Annotated in this window: 18 protein-coding genes; 10 read left to right on the top strand and 8 right to left on the bottom strand. The window is 71.2% G+C overall.

Annotated features, from left to right (window positions below):
* The first annotated feature begins 96 nt into the window (after window positions 1–96).
* Window positions 97–1,350 (top strand): MFS transporter, encoded by a 1,254-nt coding sequence (locus tag Aru02nite_RS25695; RefSeq protein ID WP_203662120.1) that lies wholly within the window; start codon window positions 97–99, stop codon window positions 1,348–1,350.
* Window positions 1,351–1,370: 20 nt separating this feature from the next.
* Here Aru02nite_RS25695 and Aru02nite_RS25700 read toward each other — a convergent pair whose 3' ends face one another.
* Window positions 1,371–2,060 carry a GntR family transcriptional regulator gene (locus Aru02nite_RS25700; RefSeq protein ID WP_203662122.1) on the bottom strand — a complete coding sequence of 230 codons (690 nt, stop codon included), beginning with the start codon at window positions 2,058–2,060 and terminating at the stop codon, window positions 1,371–1,373.
* 447 nt (window positions 2,061–2,507) lie between these two features.
* Here Aru02nite_RS25700 and ehuB point away from each other — a divergent pair, with 447 nt between their 5' ends.
* From ehuB to ehuA, 4 genes are read left to right on the top strand one after another with little or no spacing between them, the layout of a single operon-like run.
* The gene (gene ehuB, locus Aru02nite_RS25705; protein WP_203662124.1) at window positions 2,508–3,416 is read left to right on the top strand and encodes an ectoine/hydroxyectoine ABC transporter substrate-binding protein EhuB; all 909 of its coding nucleotides are present in this window, start codon (window positions 2,508–2,510) and stop codon (window positions 3,414–3,416) included.
* Window positions 3,417–3,441: 25 nt separating this feature from the next.
* Window positions 3,442–4,269, top strand: a complete 828-nt coding sequence (gene ehuC / locus Aru02nite_RS25710; protein ID WP_203662126.1) for an ectoine/hydroxyectoine ABC transporter permease subunit EhuC — start codon at window positions 3,442–3,444, stop codon at window positions 4,267–4,269.
* Window positions 4,269–4,913, top strand: a complete 645-nt coding sequence (gene ehuD / locus Aru02nite_RS25715; protein ID WP_203662127.1) for an ectoine/hydroxyectoine ABC transporter permease subunit EhuD — start codon at window positions 4,269–4,271, stop codon at window positions 4,911–4,913. Before ehuC ends, ehuD begins: the two co-directional genes overlap by 1 nt.
* Window positions 4,903–5,739, top strand: a complete 837-nt coding sequence (gene ehuA, locus Aru02nite_RS25720) for an ectoine/hydroxyectoine ABC transporter ATP-binding protein EhuA (RefSeq protein WP_425551566.1) — start codon at window positions 4,903–4,905, stop codon at window positions 5,737–5,739. The genes ehuD and ehuA overlap by 11 nt, the downstream gene beginning before the upstream one ends.
* A gap of 67 nt (window positions 5,740–5,806) precedes the next feature.
* Here the strand turns inward: ehuA and Aru02nite_RS25725 are convergent, their stop codons facing one another.
* The 4 genes from Aru02nite_RS25725 to Aru02nite_RS25740 all read right to left on the bottom strand — a co-directional run bounded on the left by Aru02nite_RS25725 (window position 5,807) and on the right by Aru02nite_RS25740 (window position 9,419).
* The gene (locus Aru02nite_RS25725; RefSeq protein WP_203662128.1) at window positions 5,807–6,499 is read right to left on the bottom strand and encodes a DUF5753 domain-containing protein; all 693 of its coding nucleotides are present in this window, start codon (window positions 6,497–6,499) and stop codon (window positions 5,807–5,809) included.
* A 71-nt stretch (window positions 6,500–6,570) separates the two neighbouring features.
* The gene (dgoD, locus tag Aru02nite_RS25730; RefSeq protein ID WP_203662129.1) at window positions 6,571–7,707 is read right to left on the bottom strand and encodes a galactonate dehydratase; all 1,137 of its coding nucleotides are present in this window, start codon (window positions 7,705–7,707) and stop codon (window positions 6,571–6,573) included.
* Window positions 7,704–8,417, bottom strand: coding sequence for a FadR/GntR family transcriptional regulator (locus tag Aru02nite_RS25735; RefSeq protein ID WP_203662130.1), 714 nt, complete (start codon window positions 8,415–8,417; stop codon window positions 7,704–7,706). Before Aru02nite_RS25735 ends, dgoD begins: the two co-directional genes overlap by 4 nt.
* Window positions 8,418–8,678: 261 nt before the next feature.
* Window positions 8,679–9,419, bottom strand: coding sequence for an SDR family NAD(P)-dependent oxidoreductase (locus Aru02nite_RS25740; protein ID WP_203662131.1), 741 nt, complete (start codon window positions 9,417–9,419; stop codon window positions 8,679–8,681).
* Window positions 9,420–9,698: 279 nt separating this feature from the next.
* Here Aru02nite_RS25740 and Aru02nite_RS25745 point away from each other — a divergent pair, with 279 nt between their 5' ends.
* The 4 genes from Aru02nite_RS25745 (at window position 9,699) to Aru02nite_RS25760 (ending at window position 14,891) form a co-directional block, all read left to right on the top strand.
* Window positions 9,699–11,033 carry an ABC transporter substrate-binding protein gene (locus Aru02nite_RS25745; protein ID WP_203662132.1) on the top strand — a complete coding sequence of 445 codons (1,335 nt, stop codon included), beginning with the start codon at window positions 9,699–9,701 and terminating at the stop codon, window positions 11,031–11,033.
* 1 nt (window position 11,034) lies between these two features.
* On the top strand, window positions 11,035–11,928 hold the full coding sequence (locus Aru02nite_RS25750; protein ID WP_203662133.1) for a carbohydrate ABC transporter permease: 894 nt from the start codon (window positions 11,035–11,037) through the stop codon (window positions 11,926–11,928).
* An 86-nt stretch (window positions 11,929–12,014) separates the two neighbouring features.
* Window positions 12,015–12,827, top strand: a complete 813-nt coding sequence (locus Aru02nite_RS25755) for a carbohydrate ABC transporter permease (RefSeq protein ID WP_239076946.1) — start codon at window positions 12,015–12,017, stop codon at window positions 12,825–12,827.
* A 9-nt stretch (window positions 12,828–12,836) separates the two neighbouring features.
* Window positions 12,837–14,891, top strand: a complete 2,055-nt coding sequence (locus tag Aru02nite_RS25760) for a beta-galactosidase (protein WP_203662134.1) — start codon at window positions 12,837–12,839, stop codon at window positions 14,889–14,891.
* On the opposite strand, the gene Aru02nite_RS25765 is transcribed toward Aru02nite_RS25760, so the two are convergent.
* Window positions 14,823–15,317 carry a hypothetical protein gene (locus Aru02nite_RS25765; RefSeq protein WP_203662135.1) on the bottom strand — a complete coding sequence of 165 codons (495 nt, stop codon included), beginning with the start codon at window positions 15,315–15,317 and terminating at the stop codon, window positions 14,823–14,825. The two genes, Aru02nite_RS25760 and Aru02nite_RS25765, sit on opposite strands and share 69 nt — an antisense overlap.
* Window positions 15,318–15,350: 33 nt before the next feature.
* Complete coding sequence (locus Aru02nite_RS25770) at window positions 15,351–16,718, bottom strand: MFS transporter (protein WP_203662136.1); 1,368 nt, start codon at window positions 16,716–16,718, stop codon at window positions 15,351–15,353.
* Between the two features lie 112 nt (window positions 16,719–16,830).
* On the opposite strand from Aru02nite_RS25770, the gene Aru02nite_RS25775 reads away from it, so the two are divergent.
* Window positions 16,831–17,655, top strand: coding sequence for a protein phosphatase 2C domain-containing protein (locus tag Aru02nite_RS25775; protein ID WP_203662137.1), 825 nt, complete (start codon window positions 16,831–16,833; stop codon window positions 17,653–17,655).
* Between the two features lie 170 nt (window positions 17,656–17,825).
* On the opposite strand, the gene Aru02nite_RS25780 is transcribed toward Aru02nite_RS25775, so the two are convergent.
* The gene (locus tag Aru02nite_RS25780) at window positions 17,826–18,887 is read right to left on the bottom strand and encodes an NADH:flavin oxidoreductase/NADH oxidase (protein ID WP_239076947.1); all 1,062 of its coding nucleotides are present in this window, start codon (window positions 18,885–18,887) and stop codon (window positions 17,826–17,828) included.
* Window positions 18,888–18,928 lie beyond the last annotated feature (41 nt).

Raw genomic sequence — 18,928 nt, forward strand, 5'->3', positions numbered from 1 at the left:
GGTCCGCACAGGGCCCGGGTCGGCGACGACCCGACTGGCGCGCTGAGGGTGGGTTAGCGCGCCGACACAGTCGGATCGTCGTGGAGGAGTCCTCAGTTGCCCGCCCTGGGTGCGTACCGTGCGCTGCTGCGCGCCGCGGGACCGCAGGTCCTGCTCCTGTCCTTCCTTGCCAGGCTGCCCAACGCGATGGGCCCGCTCGGCGTGCTCACCCTCGTCGTCGCCACCACCGGCTCGTACGGTGCCGCCGGCGTCGCGGCCGGTGCGCTCGGCCTCGGCGCCGCGCTCGGCGGCCCCGCCGTCGGTGCCCTCGCCGACCGGTACGGCCAGCGTCTCGTGGGCGGCACCGCCGCCGCGCTCGACGCCGTCGCGTACGCGGGGCTCGTGGTGGCGGCGGTCGGGCACGCGCCGGCCTGGCTCGTCGCCGGCTGCGCCGCACTCGCCGGGCTGCTCACCCCGCAGGTGGGGCCGTTCATGCGGGTCCGCTGGGTGACGCTGCTCGGCGAGCGCGGCCTGACCCGCCTCGTCCCCACCGCCTTCTCGTACGAGGGGGCGGTGGACGAGGTGTCGTTCGTGGCCGGCCCGGCGCTCGTCGGCGTGTTCGCGCTGGTGTTCCCGCCGGCGGTACCGCTGCTCGCGGCGGCGGCGCTGCTCGTGGTGGCGGGCCTGACGTTCGCGGTGCATCCGAGCGCGCCGCCGGCCCTGCGCGCACCGGGCGTCGCGTACCGGCCGGCGCGGCTGCCGCGGCTCGCCGTCGTCGGCCTGGTGGTGGCGATGGCCGCGATGGGTGCCGTCTTCGGCGGTACGCAGACCGGCGTGACGGCGCTCGCCGAGTCCGCGGGGCGGCCGGGCGCGGCCGGTCTCGTCTACGCGCTGCTCGGGATCGGGTCGGCCACCGCCGGCCTCGCGACGGCGTGGCTGCCGGCCCACTTCGGTTGGCCCGCACGGTATCTGACGTTCTCGGCGACGCTCGCGATCGGCGTCGTGGCGCTGCTCGCGGTCGGCGGTACCGGCAGCGCCGCCGCGGTGATGGCCGTCGTCGGCCTCGCCTGCGCCCCCTACCTCATCACCGTGTACGGCCTCGCCGAACGCATCGCGCCCGCCGGTCGCGCCGGCGTGGTCATGACGCTGATGGCGTCGGGCATCGTGGCCGGTGTCGCCGCCGGCTCCAGCACCGCCGGACTGCTCGCCGACGCGTACGGTTTCCGCGGCGCGTTCGCGGTACCGGTCGCGGCCGGGGCCGGTGCGCTGCTGCTGGCGGTGCTGACGGTGCGCCGGCTGCGTACCCGGCTCGCCGCGCCTGCCGGCGTACGCCACGATCCGCGCCCGGTCGACTCCCCCGCGCCCCGCTGACGCCCCGCCCCGCGGGTGCCCTACTCGTGCGGGATCTCCAGCGGTACCAACGGTTTCGGCGCGGACGGCCGGCGTTCGGCGATGGTGTCGTCGTGCGTCGGGTCGGTGAGCCGGCGTACCGCGTCGGTCATGTGGTGGTCGATGACGGCGAGCAGCGCCGGCTCATCCCCGGCGGCGACCGCGTCGATGATCTGACCGTGCGAGTCGGACATGTCCGCCCGGACACGGTAGGTCCGGTCCACCGAGTACGTGCAGAGTCGTGTCTCGATGAGCAGTGTCGACATGATGCGGGACAGTCGCGGGCTTTCGGCCGTGTCGACCAGCGTCCGGTGGAACTCGATGTCGGTGTCGCCGACCGCGTGCGCGTCGCGGCGCGCGCTGGCCCGGGTCATCCGGTGGTGCACCCGGGTGAGCGCCTTGGCCGCCCGTGCCGGGTTTCCGTTGCGCAGCAGGCGTTGGCACGCGGTACGTTCGATCGCGGCGCGCGCCAGGTAGACGTCGGCGATGTCGGCCGGGGTCATCGTGACCACGGCGAGACCGCGCCGGCGCGCGGTCAGCAGCCCCTCCTGTACGAGCCGCTGGGCGGCCTCCCGCAGCGGCCCGCGACTGACGCCGAGCTGGTCGGCGAGTTCGGCCTCGCCGAGCGGTGCGCCGGCCGCGAGGGCGCCCTCGAAGATGGCCCGCCGCAGCCGCGCGGCGATCAGGTCCACCGTGGACTCCCGCGGTACGGGAGCGAGTGCGCGGGCGGGTTTCAGCGGCGTAACGGTGCGAATGGGGCGACGTGGAGTATTCGCCACGAGGTGCACCTCCGTAGATCGGTCGTGGCTGGCCGGGCGCCGCTCCCACGTTTGATCGGAACCCTATTTGGGGTACCGCTGCGTCGACAGTGGAGACCCGGCGGTCGGCCGTACGTCACAGGCAGTGGGCCGTCCGGTCACGGCTTCGACCCGATCCCACGCGGGTGGCCGACATGTTGCAGACTATCGACGATCTGATTGTCGACAAACCTACGTACGGTGCTAGCGTTCAGCACCTGAGAGGGCAGACGTACAGCACCTGTTTGCTCCGGCGTGGCCGAGATCCGGCCCGCTGCAACGGGCCTCGCGACACGGCCGCGCGCCTGCTCGGGGTCCGACGCCTTGAGGAGGGTGAGGTCCGTGACGGACAACAGTCAGTGGTCCCGTCGTACTTTTCTGCGTACCGCGGCCGTGGGTGGCGCACTTGCCGTTCCCGGCGTGCTCGCCGCGTGCTCGTCGACCCAACCCGGCACGGGTTCGACGAAGGAGAACACCCTCGACAAAATCAAGAAGCAGGGGTACATCACGATCGGCTTCGCCGGTGAGCAGCCGTACGGGTTCAAACAGGGCAACGACCTCGTCGGCGAGGCGCCCACCCTGCACAAGGAGATCTTCACCGCCCTCGGCGTCAAGGAGCTGCGCGGCGTACTGACCGATTTCGACGCGCTGATCCCCGGCCTCACCGCCAACCGGTTCGACGTCGTGAGTGCCGGTATGGCCATCACGCCGGAGCGGTGCAAGCAGGTCATCTTCTCGGAGCCGGAGTTCGTCGGCGCGACCGCGCTGATGGTCAAGAAGGGCAACCCGAAGGGCCTCACCGACCTCAAGTCGGCCGCCGCCAAGAAGGCCAACATCGGCGTACTCACCGCCGCCGTGGAGAAGCAGTACGCGACGGCCGCGGGCGTGTCGTCGGGCAGCATCAAGGACTTCGCGAAGCAGCAGGACGGCCTGGACGCGTTGGTGGCGGGCCGGATCGACGCGTTCGCGCTGACCGACATCTCGCTGCACTGGCTGGCGAAGATCAACGCGGGCAAGCCGGTCGAAGTGACCCCCTCGTTCAAGCCGGAGCTGAACGGGCAGCCGCAGTCGAGCGCCGGTGGCGCGGTGTTCCGCCCGACGGACAAGAGCCTGCGCGACGCGTTCAACAAGGAACTCAAGAAAATCACGTCGGACCCGGCGAAGTACGAGAGTCTGATCGGGAAGTACGGCTTCGGCAAGCAGAACGTGCCGCCGGCGAGCCTGACCACCGCCCAGCTCTGCAAGGGCTGAGAGCCGATCGGCGAATCGACCTCTCATGGGTAGTTTCCTGAGCCAACTGTCCCAGTCCTGGGGCAACATCGGATCGGCCCTCGTCATCACGGTCGAGGGCACGATCGGCGGCGCCATCCTCGCGCTGGTGCTCGCGTTCGTCCTGGGACTGATGGCGCTGTCCCGGTTCGTCGTGGTCCGTGGCGTCGCGCGCACGATCATCGAGTTCTTCCGCGGCACCTCGCTGTACGTGCAGCTGTTCTGGCTCTACTTCGCGCTTCCCGTACTCGGGTTCAAGATCTCCAGCGCGTTGCTCTGCGCGATCATCGCGTTCGGCCTGAACTTCGGGGCGTACGGCGCGGAGGTCGTGCGCGGCGCGATCAACGCCGTACCGAGGGCGCAGTGGGAAGGCGCGATCGCGCTGAACATGTCGCCGTTCCAGCGGATGCGGCTGGTGATCCTGCCGCAGGCGTGGGTCGCGATGATCCCGCCGTTCAACAACCTGCTGATCCAGCTGCTGAAGTCGACACCGCTGATGTCGCTGGTGACGATCGCGGACCTCACGTTCGAGGCGCAGCAGCTCCGGTCGGCCACCGGCCAGACCGCCTGGTCGTACCTGTTCCTGCTGGTCGTCTACTTCATCCTGGCGTACATCCTGACGTTGCTGATGAACGCGTTGGAGTCGGTCGCCAAGGCACGCCTCGGCCGCGGTACGGGCCTGCGCGGGATCTTCCGGATGCGGCCGGCCGACCCGACGGGCAAGAGCCTCGGGGCGGGGCTGGCGGGCGCCGGTACCGAGATCGAGCCGGTCGAGGCGGCCAACCTGACCAGCAAGACGATGGGTGCCGGCGGTCCTGGTGGGGGTGGTGTCTGATGCCGAAGGTGTGGGACTGGGATCTCGCCGGCCAGGCGCTTCCCTTGCTGCTGCAGGGATTCCTCGTCACGCTGGCCGCGACCGTCGTCGCCTCCGTGGTGGCGATCATCCTCGGTCTGGTACTCGCGATGCTGCGCCGCACCCGGTTCGCCGCGGTGCGCGCGCCGGTCCGGGCGTTCGTCGAGTTCGTCCGCAGCACGCCGGTGATGGTCCAGCTGTTCGCGGTGTACGTGGTGTTCCCCGGGCTGTCGCCGTTCACGATCGGCGTCACCGTACTCGGGATCCATTACGCCACCTACATGTCCGAGGTGTACCGGGCCGGGATCGACGGCGTACCGAAGGGCCAGTGGGAGGCGGCCACGGCGCTGTCGTTGCCCCGCGGGCGTACCTGGCGCGCGGTGATCCTGCCGCAGGCGGTGCGCAACGTGCTGCCGGCGCTGGGCAACTACGTCATCTCGATGTTCAAGGACACCCCGTTCCTCGCCGTGATCACCGTGCACGAGATGGTGTTCCAGGCGACGACGTTCGGCGGTGACCATTTCAAGTACCTGGAAGTGTTCACGATGGCCGCGGCGATCTTCCTCATCGCGAGCTACCCGACGTCGCTTCTGGTACGGAGACTGGAGAAGCGCCTTGGCCACTGAACCGAAGATCCCCGACCTGTCCGAGGTGGACACCCCGCCGAACCTGCCCACCGGTACGCCGATGGTGCAGTTCGACAAGGTGGTCAAGCGGTTCGGGGACAACGTGGTGCTCGACCATCTCGACTTCTCCGTCGAGCAGGGCGAGCGGGTGACGCTGATCGGGCCGAGCGGGTCGGGCAAGACGACGATCCTGCGGCTCCTGATGACGCTGGAACGCATCAACGACGGCGTCATCTACGTCGAGGGCCAGCCGCTGTCGCACATGGACCGCGGCGGCAAGCTCGTTCCCGCGAACGAGCGGTACCTGTCGACGGTGCGCAAGAAGATCGGCATGGTCTTCCAGCAGTTCAACCTGTTCCCCAACATGAAGGTGCTGGAGAACGTCATCGAGGCGCCGGTGCACGTGCTCGGCGTACCGAAGGACGAGGCGGTGGAGCGGGCGAAGAAGCTGCTCGACCTGGTGGGTCTGGCCGACCGGGTCGGCCAGCACCCGACCTCGCTGTCCGGTGGTCAGCAGCAGCGCGTGGCGATCGCCCGCGCGCTGGCCATGCAGCCGGACGTACTGCTGCTCGACGAGGTGACCTCGGCGCTCGACCCGGAACTCGTCGCCGACGTGCTCAACGTGCTGCGGGACATCGCCCGTACCACGACGATCACGATGCTGATCGTCACGCACGAGATGCACTTCGCCCGCGACGTGTCGAACCGGATCCTGATGTTCGACAAGGGACGCATCGTCGAGGAGGGCGCGCCCGACAAGATCTTCTCCGAGCCGGAGAACGACCGGACGCAGACCTTCCTCCGTGCGGTACTCGAAGAGCGCTGACCCGCCGTACGATCCCGCGCCGGGGCTCCACCGTCCACAATGGACAACGGAGCCCCGGCGCGGCCGTTCAGGCGTCCGTACCGAGGGCGTCCGGGGTGTCGGGACCGTCGAGGGCGTCGAGGCGGAGCACGTCGGGGCGCAGCGCGTCCGGCCGCAGCGCGTCGGCCGCGGCGGTCAGCAGTACGCGGGCCGCGTCGCCGGTGACGCTCTCGGCGAGCAGCGCGTCCGCCCGCCGGTGGTACGCGGCGGCCTGCGCCCCGCGGTACTGCGTCTCGTCGACGAACGTCTCGACGATGGCGAGGTCGTCGAACAGTACGAACGAGGTCTGCGGCGCGACGGGCAGCTCCACCCCGAACGGGATGATCCCGAACGTCACGTGCGGCAGGTCGATCAGCTGCGTCAACCTGTCGAGCTGGCGCAGCATCACGGCCGGCGGGCAGAGCAGCGTGCGCAGCACGGACTCGCCGACGACGAACTCGAACCGCCGCGTCGGGTCGGCCAGGATCTCCTGCCGGCGCAGCCGGGCCTCGGTCGCCGGCTCGACGACGCTCTCGTCCTCGCCGTTGAACCGGACGTTCTCCCGCATCCGGCACCGGACGTACTCGGGGGTCTGGACGAGGCCGGGCACGAAGACCATCTCGACGTTGCGGATGCGCCGGGAGGCGCGCGCGAGCCCGTCGTACCGGTCCTGCACGGCGACGCGGCCGGAGCGGTGCTTGTCCGACCAGCGTCGGTAGGGCGGGATCTCGTCCGCAGTCATCCGCGTCGTACTCCTCCGTGCCGGTGCTCCGGTCGGACCCTACCCCGGGCGGGCGGCGTGGTCGCTCCCGGTCACCACTCCGCGAACGAGCCGTCGTCGTGCCGCCAGACGGGGTTGCGCCAGGCGTGCCGGTCGGCGGCGCGGATCGCGCTCTCGTCGAGCGTCACCCCGAGACCCGGCTCCTCGGTACGCGGCGCGTACCCGTCGGTGAAGCGGAACGGGGCCGGGTCGGCGACGTAGTCGAGGAGGTCGTTGGTGGTGTTGTAGTGGATGCCCATGGACTGTTCCTGGATGAGGAAGTTGGGCGTGGCGAAGTCGACCTGGAGCGACGCGGCGAGCGCGACGGGCCCGAGCGGGCAGTGCGGCGCCAGCGGTACGTCGAACGTCTCGGCCAGCGCGCCGATCCGGCGTACCTCGGAGATGCCGCCGGCGTGCGACAGGTCGGGCTGTGCGACGGCGATACCGGCCCGGAGCGCCGGCAGGAAGTCGGTACGGGAGTAGAGCCGTTCGCCGGTGGCGATGGGGACCGGCGTGCCGGTGAGCCGGCCGAGCTGGTGCCCGTACTCGGGGAGCAGCGGTTCCTCGACGAACAGCGGGTGCGCCTCGGCGACGGCGGCGAGCGCGCGCGGCGCGGTGGACCAGGCGACGCGGCCGTGGAAGTCGACGGCGACGTCCCGGTCCGGGCCGAGCGCGGCGCGGGCGGCGGACACCCGGTCGACCAGGCCGGCGATGTCCGCGGCGGTCGCGATCCGGGGCAGGCGGCCGAACCCGTTCATCTTGACGGCGGTGAAGCCGGCCTCGACCGCCGCGGCGACCGAGTCGGCGATCTCGGCGGGATCGTCGCCACCGACCCACGTGTACACCCGGACGCGGTCCCGGACGGGCCCGCCGAGCAGGCGGTGCACGGGCGCGCCGTACGCCTTGCCGGCGATGTCCCACAGCGCCTGGTCGATGCCGGCGACGGCGCTGGACAGTACCGGACCGCCGCGGTAGAACGTTCCCTTCGTGAGGACCTGCCAGTGGTCCTCGATACGCAACGGGTCCGCACCGACCAGGTACTCCGCGGCGGTCTCGACGGCCGCGCGGACGACCTCGGCGCGGCCTTCGACGACCGGCTCGCCCCAGCCGACGATGCCCTCGTCGGTCTCGATCCGGCAGAACAGCCAGCGCGGCGGTACCAGGAACGTCTCGATACGGTCGATCTTCATGCCTTCTCCGTCCGTACGTGGGTGGTGGTGGCCGCGTCCTGGTCGGCCAGCGCGAGCAGGGTTTCCATCGCGTCCCGCGCGGCGTCGGGATCCCCGGCGGCGACGGCGTCGCGTACGGCGCGGTGCACGGGTACCGGGTCGGGCGCCGCGGCCTCGTGCACGATGCGGTCACGTTCGGCGAGCGCGCGCTCGATGACGACCTCCATCCGGGCCAGGAGTTCGTTGTGGGTGGCGGCGAGCAGCGCCCGGTGGAAGCCGAGGTCGGCGGCGACCGCGTCGGCCGGCGAGCCCGCGGCGGCCATCGCGTCGAGCGCCGCGTCCAGCGCCGCCACGTCCTCCGTCGTACGCCGGGTCGCGGCGAGGTGCGCGGCGGGCGGCTCGACCAGTCCGCGTACCTCGGCCAGGTCGCCGAGGAAGCGCGTCCACGTCCGCTCGGGCCCGGCGAACTGCCAGCGCATCACGTCGCCGTCGAGCAGGTTCCACTCCTCGCGGGTCCGTACGAACGTGCCGCGTTTCTGCCGCGCGCCGACGAGTCCCTTGGCCGCCAACACCTTCAGCGCCTCGCGCAGCGCGGTACGCGACACGTCGAGTTCGGCCTCCAGGGCCGGGATGTCGATGGTGTCGCCCTCGGCGAGCTGCCCGGACAGGATGCGCCGGGCGAGCCGTTCCACGGTCTGGCCGTGGATGCCGCGCCCCGGGTACTCCGCCACTCTGATCGTCCTTTCCCCGGCCCGGTACGGCACGGTGCGCGTGCCGGGCGTTCCCCGTGCGGGTGTCCGCCGCCCGTGCGGAGCGGCGGACACCCCTTGGAGGTCCTGACGGAAAGGACTGTCGGCGCCTGGCGGACTCAGGACGACGCTGCCGACGTTGTCGGCACAGTCGCATACAACACCGGTATGCGACTGCACCTCCGCCTTGGCAGCCCCGCCCTGAGCCTCGCCAGCCATCCGACGCCTTTCTGTCAGGACCTCTTACGCAGATGCCTTGTAGATGCTCCAGCCGCCGTCGACGGGCAGCGCCGCGCCGGTCACGTACGACGCGTCGGGTGAGGCCAGGAACGCGACGGCGGCGGCGACCTCGGCCGGGTCGCCGAACCGCTTGACCACCGTCTCGCCGACGCTGCGCCGCCGGTCGTCCTCGCCGATCCCGTCCCACGCGGCGGTCAGGATCGGCCCGGGCAGCACGCTGTTGACCCGGACCGCCGGACCGTACTCCACGGCGAGTTGCCGGGTCAGCGCCGTCAGCCCGCCCTTGGCCGCCGCGTACGCGGGGTGGGCGGGGAGCCCGACGAGCGCGTGCACGGACGAGACGACGACGGCGCTGCCGGACGTCGCGCGCAGGTCGTCCAGGCAGGTACGCACGGCGAGGAAGGTGCCGGTGAGGTTGACGGCGAGCTGCCGGTCCCAGGACTCGCGGGTGGTCTCGTGCAGCGGCGTGACCGCGTCGTACACGGCGTTGCTGACGAGCACGGAGACCGGTCCGTACGCGTGGGCGGCGGCGAGGGTGGCGGCCCAGTCGGCCTCGTCGGTCACGTCGGCGCGGACGAACGTGGCGCGGTCGCCCAGCTCGGTGGCGAGTGCGGCGCCCCGCTCGTCGACGTCGGTGAGTACGACGGCGGCGCCCTCGTCGGCGAGCCGGCGTGCGATCGCCGCGCCGATGCCGCGGGCGGCGCCGGTGACCACCGCGACCGCGTCCGTGAACCGTTGAGCCATCCGCGCCTCCCGACTTGGTATTTCATTTTTTATGAATACATCTTGACACAGGGCGCGGGCTGGGTCATCTTCACGGGAAGGAGACATGGTCGAGTCGTCGACATCCTACGTCCGCGCCGCTCAGTACCCCGCTGATCCGGCTCAGTGGTGGGGTTGACGCACCAGTACGGCAGACCTAGATTTCTTCCGTGTTTCGGACGACATCCCATGTCTGTCCGGGGTGTCGATCGGGCGGGGAAGGCCACGACGGCCGCATGACGGCCGCGGAAGGAGACACGGATGAACGCGGGTGCTGTGAGTCGCCGGACGCTGCTGGCCGGGTCGGCCGCCGCCGCGGCCGGGCTGGGCGTCGCCGGATGCTCCTCGTCCGACTCCGGCGGGAGCGCGCCGAAAGCCAAGGAACGCAAGCCCGGCCAGAAGATCACCCTCACCTTCTGGGCCTGGGTACCGGGCATCGACAAGGCCGTCGACCTGTGGAACTCGCAGAACCCCGACGTCCAGGTGAAGCTGGAGAAGGTCTCGCCGTCCGGCGGCGCGCAGTACGCGAAGATGCACGCGGCGCTGAAGGCCGGCAACCCGCCGGACGTGGCGCAGGTCGAGTTCCAGGTGATCCCCGATTTCCTGCTGGACAACGGACTCGTCGACCTGGCGAAGTACGGCATCGCCAAGGACAAGGACAAGTTCGTCGACTGGCAGTGGCAGCAGGGTGTCTTCGGCAGCAGCGTGTACGCGGTGCCGCAGGCGTCCGGGCCGATGGGCCTGTTCTACCGCAAGGACCTGTTCGACAAGTGGGGCATCGCGGTGCCGACCACGTGGGACGAGTACGCGGCGGCGGCGAAGAAGGTACGCAAGGCCGACCCGAAGGCGTACATCTCGACGTTCCCGCCGGCGAACGGCGGCTGGTTCACCGGGCTCGCCTGGCAGGCCGGCGCGAAGTGGTTCGACACCCACGGCGACACGTGGACGATCGACATCGACAACGCCGAGACCCGCAAGGTCGCCGAGTACTGGGAGGGCCTGATCAAGCAGGGCCTGGTCAGTACGGAGCCGGACCAGCAGGACAGCTGGTTCGCCGACGTGCAGCACGGGCGGATCGTCGCGTGGCCGAGCGCGCAGTGGGGCGACGCGATCCTGTCCGGCAACGCCGAACCGACCAAGGGCAAGTGGCGCGCGGCGCCGATTCCGGTGTGGGACAAGGCAAAGCCGATCTCGGCGAACTGGGGCGGCTCGACCACCGCACTGTTGCGCGGCGGCAACTACATCACCGACGCGCTGAAGTTCGCGGTGTGGCTGAACACCGACCCGAAGAGCATCGACCTGCTCATCGCCGGTGGGTACGGCTGGCCGGCGGCGAAGGGCGCGTTCGCGGGTTCGGCGCTGGACAAGCCGAGTCCGTTCTTCGGCGGGCAGAAGTACAACACGGTGTTCGCGGCGTCGGACAAGCTCATCGACAAGAGCTGGAAGTGGATCCCGACGATCCAGGCCACGTACAAGCACCTGGGCGACGAGTTCACCAAGGCGATCAACGACAAGACGTCCTTCGCGACCGCGATCGCCAACGTACAGAAGGCGACCGTGGCCGACATGAAGGCCAAGGGTCTGAAGGTCGCCTGACGTGTCGCGGTCGAGTCGCAGCAGCCGCGCCGCGATCGGCTTCCTGGCGCCGTTCGGCGTGCTGTTCGCGCTGTTCTTCGTCGCGCCCATCGGGTACGCGGTCTACCAGAGCCTGTTCACGGTCGAGCGGTCCGGTCCGCTCGGCCTGGGCGGCGCGCACACGGTGTTCGCCGGGCTGAGCAACTACTCCCGGGCGCTCGCCGACGCGCAGTTCACCGCGAGCCTGGGGCGGGTGCTGCTGTTCGGTGTGGTGCAGGTACCGGTGATGATCATCGGTGCGACTCTGTTGGCGCTGCTGCTGGAATCGGCGTCGGCGCGCGGCATCCGTTTCTTCCGCACGGCGTTCTTCCTGCCGTACGGGGTGCCCGGCGTCGTCGCCTCGATCCTCTGGGGCTTCCTGTACGTGCCGGGCATCTCGCCGATCGTGTCGCTGGCGCACGGCGCCGGCTGGCAGGTCGACTTCCTGTCGTCGGGTACCGTGCTGTGGTCCATCGCGAACATCGCCACCTGGCAGTTCACCGGCTACAACATGCTTGTACTCATCGCGCAGCTCAAGTCCGTCCCCGGCGACCTGTACGAGGCGGCCACGATCGACGGCGCGAACGCGTGGCAGGTGGTGTGGCACATCAAGCTGCCGATGCTGCGCCCGGCGCTGGTGCTCACGACCGTGTTCACCATCATCGGTACGTTGCAGCTGTTCTCCGAGCCGCTGGTGCTGAAGCCGTTGACGGGCAACATCAACGGCTCGTACACGCCGAACCTGAACGCGTACACCGAGGCGTTCCAGAACAACAACTACAACCTGGCCGCGGCCGAGGCGGTACTGCTCGCGCTCGTCGCCTGCGTGCTGTCGTTCGGTTTCCTGAAGATCGTCGGGCGGAGGGAGAAGCCGTGACCGCCGTGGTGGACCGGCCGGCGACCGTCCAGAGTGGACAGACAAGAAGGCACGCGGGCACCCCCGCCGTGCGGTACCGGATCCTCGTGACCGCGCTGCTCGCGGTCGCCGCGGTCTACTTCCTCGTCCCGGTGTACTGGCTGGTCGTGTCGATGACGAAGTCGTCGAGCGGGCTGTTCGGCTCGTTCGGCTTCTGGTTCGCCGATCCGCACCCGATCGACAACCTGCGCGCCGTCCTCACGTACGACCACGGCACGTACCTGCGGTGGTTCGCCAACAGCGTGCTGTACGCGCTGGTCGGTGGCGTGGTGGCGACGCTGCTCGCCGCCGCCGCCGGGTACGGGCTGGCGAAGTTCTCGTTCCGCGGCCGGGAGGCGGTCTTCAACGTGGTGCTCGCCGGGGTGCTCATCCCCGGCACCGCGCTGGCGCTGCCGCTCTACCTGATGTTCGCCAAGGTCGGCATGTCCAACACGTACTGGTCGGTGCTGCTGCCCAGCATGGTCAGCCCGTTCGGCGTGTACCTGTGCCGGATCTACGCGACGGCCGCCGTACCGGACGGGCTGCTGGAGGCGGCGCGCATCGACGGCGCGAGCGAGCTCGGCATCTTCCGCCGGATCGTGCTGCGCATCATGTCGCCGGCGCTGGTGACCGTGTTCCTGTTCCAGTTCGTGGCGATCTGGAATAACTTCTTCCTCCCGCTGGTCATGCTGTCGGACTCGAAGCTCTACCCGATCACGCTCGGGTTGACGTCGTGGTTCGGTTACACCGACCGGCAACCCGTGCTCTACCAGTACACGGTGGGCGGGGCTTTCCTCTCGGTACTGCCGCTGATGGTGCTGATGGTCGTGCTCCAGCGGTACTGGCGGACCGGACTGACCGAAGGCAGCGTCAAGGCGTGAGGATCCACAATGGACAATGACCGGATGGCCGCGGTACGGGCGCGGCTCGGCCGCATCGCGTACGGCGCGGACTACAACCCCGAGCACTGGTCCGCGGCAGTACGCGACGAGGACCTGAAACTGATGGCGGACGCCGGCGTGTCCATGGTGACCGCCGGGATCTTCTCCTGGGCCGAGGTCGAACCCGAGCCCGGCCGGTACGACTTCGGCTACTTCGACCGCGCGATGGACGGCCTGGCCGAGACCGGCGTGGCCGTCTGCCTCGCCACGATGACCGCGTCACCGCCGCCGTGGCTCGCCCACCGGTACCCGGAAACGTTGCCGCGCAACGCGGACGGCACGATCCTGTGGCCCGGCGGGCGGCAGCACTTCTGCCCGTCCAGCCCGGTGTACCGGGAGCACGCCGGCCGGCTCGTCGAGCGCCTCGCCGAGCGGTACGCGGAGCATCCGGCGCTGGCGATCTGGCACGTGGGCAACGAGTTCGCCTGCCACGTACGGGCCTGCTACTGCGACGTGTCGGCGGCCGACTTCCGCCGCTGGCTGCGCGACCGGTACGGCGACGTGAATGCGCTCAACGAAGCGTGGTCCACGACCTTCTGGGCGCAGCGGTACACCGACTTCGAGCAGGTACTGCCGCCGCGGGTCGCGCCCACGTTCCCGAACCCGGCGCAGCAGATCGACTACGCGCGCTTCTCGTCCGACGCGCAGCTCGCCTGCTACCTGGCGGAGAAGGAGATCCTCAACCGGATCACGCCGGACGTGCCCGTCACCACCAACTACGTCGGCCTCGTCCAGAAGGCCCTCGACTGGTACTCCTGGGCGCCGCACCAGGACGTCGCCGCGATCGACTCGTACCCGGATCCGTACGATCCGCGCACGCACGTGGAGGCCGCCTTCGGGTACGACCTGATCCGGTCGGTGAAGCACGGGCAGCCGTGGCTGCTGATGGAGCAGGCGCCGAGCGCGGTGAACTGGCGGCAGCGCAACGCGCCGAAGCCGCCCGGCGTGATGCGGCTGTGGAGCTGGCAGGCGGTCGCGCAGGGCGCGGACGCGGTGCTGTTCTTCCAGTGGCGGCAGACGTCCGGCGGTGCGGAGAAGTTCCACTCGGCGATGGTGCCGCACGGCGGTACGGACACCCGCACGTACCGGGAGACGCGGGCGCTGGGGCACGAGCTGGCGTCGGTGCCGGCGCTGGCGGGCTCCACCGTACGGGCGGACGTGGCGCTGCTGCACGACTGGAACTCCTGGTGGGGCCTCGAACTCGACTCGCACCCGTCGGACGACCTGCGCCAGGTCGACAGCCACCTGACGCACTACGCGCCGCTGTTCGACGCGCACGTCACCTGCGACGTGGTGCACCCGTCCTGGGACCTTTCCGCGTACAAGCTGGTCGTGGTGCCGAACCTGTACCTGCTCGACGAGGACGTCGCGGCCCGGCTCACGTCCTATGTGGAGGGTGGCGGCACGCTCGTGGTGTCGTTCTTCACCGGAATCGTGGACAGCGCCGACCGGGCGTACCTGGGCGGGTATCCGGCGCCCCTGCGGGACGTGCTCGGCCTGCGGGTCGACGAGTTCTGGCCGCTGCCGACCGGCGGTACCGTCGCACTGTCTACATCGGACGGACCAGCCACCGGTACGGTCTGGTCGGAGTGGATCGAGCCCGCCGGCGCCGAGACCGTCGCCACCTTCGCCGACGGCGAGCTGGCCGGTCGCCCCGCGATCACCCGCCACCGGTACGGTGCCGGCACCGCCTGGTACCTCGGCACCCGGCCGGATCCCGTTGCGCTGCAACGGTTGTACGACCGGATCCTCGGTGCGGCGGGGGTGTCCGCGCCGCTGCCGGACCTGCCCGACGCGGTCCAGGCGACTGTCCGGCACGCCGCCGGACACTCGTACGTGTTCCTGCTCAACCACGGCACCGCGCCGGTCACCGTACCGCTGCCGGTCGCGGCGCCCGACCTGCTCGCCGACCCGTCGGTACCGCTGCGGGAGGTGTCACTGGCCCCGCGCGGCGTCGCGGTGCTCGACGTGGTGCCGGACGGCGGCGGCGATCTCGTCGAGTGACCGGTCCAGGGACGCGGCGGCGAGCACGATCGGCGTGCCGTACCGCGTGAGGTTGGTGCGGGCCTCGCTGCGCAGCCACGGGCGTACCCGGCCGGCGACGGCGCGCGGATCGCGCGGGAACACCAGCAGCACCGGCCGGGGTGCGCGGCCACCGAGCCGCGTACCCGGGCGGGCACCCGCGACGTCCGGCCACGCCAAGCGCACGCTCATCAGCGGCAGCCGCAGCCCGCGCTCGTCCACCGCGACCACCGGCACCCGGCACACGGTGCTCACCACGACCGGCGCGCCGAGTACGAGAGTGAGGACGCCGGCGGGGATCCCCACGAGCACACTGCCCACCACGATCGCGTACGCCACGGCCGCGGCGCCGATCGCCAGGATCGCGAGGTACGCCGCGTTGGGGCGCAGGTGCACGGTCAGCCGCACGGGTACTCCTCGGTCGGGTCGGTGCCAGGGTAGTCACGCCGTCGAGGCGCGCCGCCGGCTGGTGACGAACGCCGCGACGACCAGCAGTACGGCGAGGGCGGCGATGACGACGGCGACCCGGTGCAGGCCCCGGGCGGACAGGTCGGGGGACAGCAGCAGGCCGATCAGGGCGGTGGACAGGATCGCCCCCACGTACCGCGCGGTCTGGAACAGGCCGGCGGCGACCCCCGTCGCGTCCGGCGGCGCGGCGGTGTAGAGCGCCGCCTGGAGGCCCATGTTGTTGAGCCCGTTGGGAAGTCCGATCACGGCGGCGACCGCGACGATGCCGGCGACCGACGTCGCGTCGTCCAGGGTGAGCAGCAGGAGCGTGCCGGCCAGCAGCCCGATCGAACCGAGCAGCAGCGGCAACCGCGGCCCGAACCGGGTGACCAGGCGCGCCGCGACCGGCGTGACGAGTACGCCGAGGGCGGCGACCGGCAGCATCAGCAGCCCGGCCTGCTCCGTCGGGTACCCGCGGACCTGCTCCAGCCACAGCGGCAGCCCGTAGAACACGCCGTAGAAGACGAACTGGATCGCGGCCTGCTGGCCGAGTACGCCGGTCAGCGCGGGACTCCGGACGAACCCGCGGACGTCCAGGAACGGGGTCGGTGCCCGCCGCTCCCACAGCACCAGCAGGACGCCCGCCACCGCCGTCACCGGCAGCAGTATCCACAGTGGACGGTCGGGCAGCGCGAGCAGGAACGCCAGCAGGCTGATCAGCGTGCCGGAGAACAGCACGATGCCCAGCGGGTCCAGCAACCGCACCAACCCCGCCTCGGTACGCGCCGGCGCCGGTCCGTCCGCCGGCAGCACCCGCAGCGCGAGTACCAGGGTGACGAGGGTGAGGGGCACGTTGACGAGGAAGATGCCCTGCCAGCCGACGAACGCGACGAGGAAACCGCCCAGCACGGGGCCGAACGCGGCGCTCGCCGAGTTCGCCACCGCGATCGTGCCCAGCGCGCCGGACGGCGGGGCGGCCGACCCCGCGACCCGGCGGATCAGCGACAGCCCCGCCGGGAACGCCGCCGACGTACCGACGGCCTGCACGATGCGGCACAGCAGTACGACGGTGAAACCGGGCGCGAACGGCGCGGCGGCCCCGGCGAGACACACGATCACGAGACCCGCCACGTACACCCGGCGGGGGCCGAAGCGGTCGGCGATCCGGCCCATCAGCGGCTGCCCGACGCAGGCCGCCAGGTAGAAGCCGGACACCAACCAGCTCGCCGTACCGAAACCGACGCCGAACGCGTGCTCCAGGTCGACCAGCGCGACCGCGATCATCGACGAGTTCAGCGGGTTGAGCAGGGTGCCGAGCGCGATGACCGCCACGTACCGGCGAGGTACCGCGACAGCGTTCACGATCTTTGACGCTAGTACCTCCGGCGGGTGCCGGCGCTGTGAGAAACCCCCCGCCCGTACGGGTTGCGGCGGACGGGTGGCTGGCCGTGCCGGCACGCCCTAGGCTTCGGGTGTGCTCATTCAGGGAGCGAGCGAGTCGCGGCCGGGACACGAGAACGAGGACCTGCTCGCGACCGCCGACGGCCTCGTCGTCGTCCTCGACGGCTGCGGCACGCCCGACAGCCTCGCCGGCACGGTACGCCGCGGCTGCCGGCACGGCGTCCCCTGGTACGTGCGGTCGCTCGGCGCCGAACTCGTCCGGCTCGCCGCCGCCCCCGGCATCCCGCTCGCCGACGCGCTCGCCGAGGCGATCGGCACCGTCACCGACGCGCACCGCGACACCTGCGACCTCACCAACGCGGACACGCCCGCCTGCACCGTCGCGATGCTCCGCGACCGCGGCCGGTACGTCGACCACCTCGTGCTGTCCGACTCGACCGTGGCCCTCGCGTACCGGGCGGGGGACGTCGAGGTGATCAGCGACGACCGGCTGGCCCGGGTGATGCCCCGGTTCGAGCGCCATCCGTTGGGCAGCCCCGAGCGCGCCGACCGGGACCGCCGCTCCAGCGCGGCCCGGACCGCCCGACTCAACCGACCCGACGGGTTCTGGGTCGCGTCCACCGACCCGGCCGCGGCGGCGCAGGCGCTGACCGGCACGGTACCGGCGGGGGAGCTGCGCGGGGCGCTCGTCGCCACCGACGGCGGCGTACGGCTGGTGGAGTTCGGCGAACTGACCTGGCCGACGCTGCTCGACATCGTCGCCGGCGCCGGGCCCGCCGACCTCATCGCCCGCACCCGGGCCGCGGAAGCCGCCGACCCCACCGCCGAACGCTTTCCCCGCGGCAAGCAGTACGACGACGCCACCGTCGCCTGGTGCACCGGGCTGTCCGGCTCCTGACCCGCATAGAGGTCCTACCAGAAGGGCGTCGGATGGCTGGTGAGGCTCAGGGCGGGGCTGCCAAGGCGGAGGTGCAGTCGCATACCGGTGTTGTATGCGACTGTGCCGACAACGTCGGCAGCGTCGTCCTGAGTCCGCCAGGCGCCGACAGTCCTTTCTGTCAGGACCTCTTAACCCAGCGCGCGGTGGTACTGCACCGGCCAGGCGTCGCGCGGCGCGTCCGGCGCGCGCAGCGCCCAGTACGGGTCGCGCAGCAGCGGGCGGCCCACGAACACCACGTCCGCGTCGCCGGACGTCAACACCTCCGCGGCGGCCGACGGCGTCTCGATCATTCCGACCGCGCCGACCGCCAGCCCGGCCTGCCGGCGGACCTCACTCGCCAACGGCACCTGGTACTTCGGCGCCACCGGTACGCTCGCGTCGGGCGCCGAACCGCCGGACGACACGTCGACGAGGTCGACGCCGAGCGCGGCCAGCTCCTTCGCGAACACCACGGTCTCGGCGAGCGTCCAGCCGCCCTCCACCCAGTCCGTCGCCGACACCCGCACGAGCAGCGGACGCTCCGCGGGCCAGACCCGGCGTACCGCGTCGACGACGGTGAGCGGGAAGCGCATCCGGCCGGCGAGGTCGCCGCCGAAGTGGTCGGTGCGCCGGTTCGACAGCGGACTGAGGAACTGGTGCAGCAGGTATCCGTGCGCGGCGTGCAGCTCGACCACGCCGAACCCGGCGCGGTGCGCGAACCGGGTCGCGTTGACGAAGTCGGCGACCACCCGGTCCAGGTCCATTGTGGACAGTGCGGTCGGCGTGGCCAGCCCGCCGAACGGCACCGCCGACGGCGCCACCGGCTGCCACCCGCCCTCGTGCGGCGGCACCCAGCCGCCGCCGTGCCACGGCGCCCGGGTCGACGCCTTCCGCCCGGCATGCCCCAACTGCACCCCGGGCACCGCACCCGCCGCCGCCACCGCCGCCGTGATCGGCCGGTACGCGTCGGCGTGGTCCGGCGACCACAGCCCGGCGTCCGCCGGCGAGATACGCCCGACCGGACTGACCGCCGTCGCCTCGAACAGCACCAGCCCGGCACCACCGACCGCGCGGGCCGGGTAGTGCGTACGGTGCCAGTCGGTCGGGAAGCCGTCGCGCGACGAGTACTGGCACATCGGTGACATCCACGCCCGGTTCCGGAACGTGGTGCCGCGCACCGTGTACGGCCGCCACAGCACCGGCTCGCTCACACCCGACCTCCGCTGGTTCGAGAATCAACGAATGAAACTAC

It is taken from the genome of Actinocatenispora rupis (genome assembly GCF_016861975.1).
Taxonomy (GTDB): domain Bacteria; phylum Actinomycetota; class Actinomycetes; order Mycobacteriales; family Micromonosporaceae; genus Actinocatenispora; species Actinocatenispora rupis.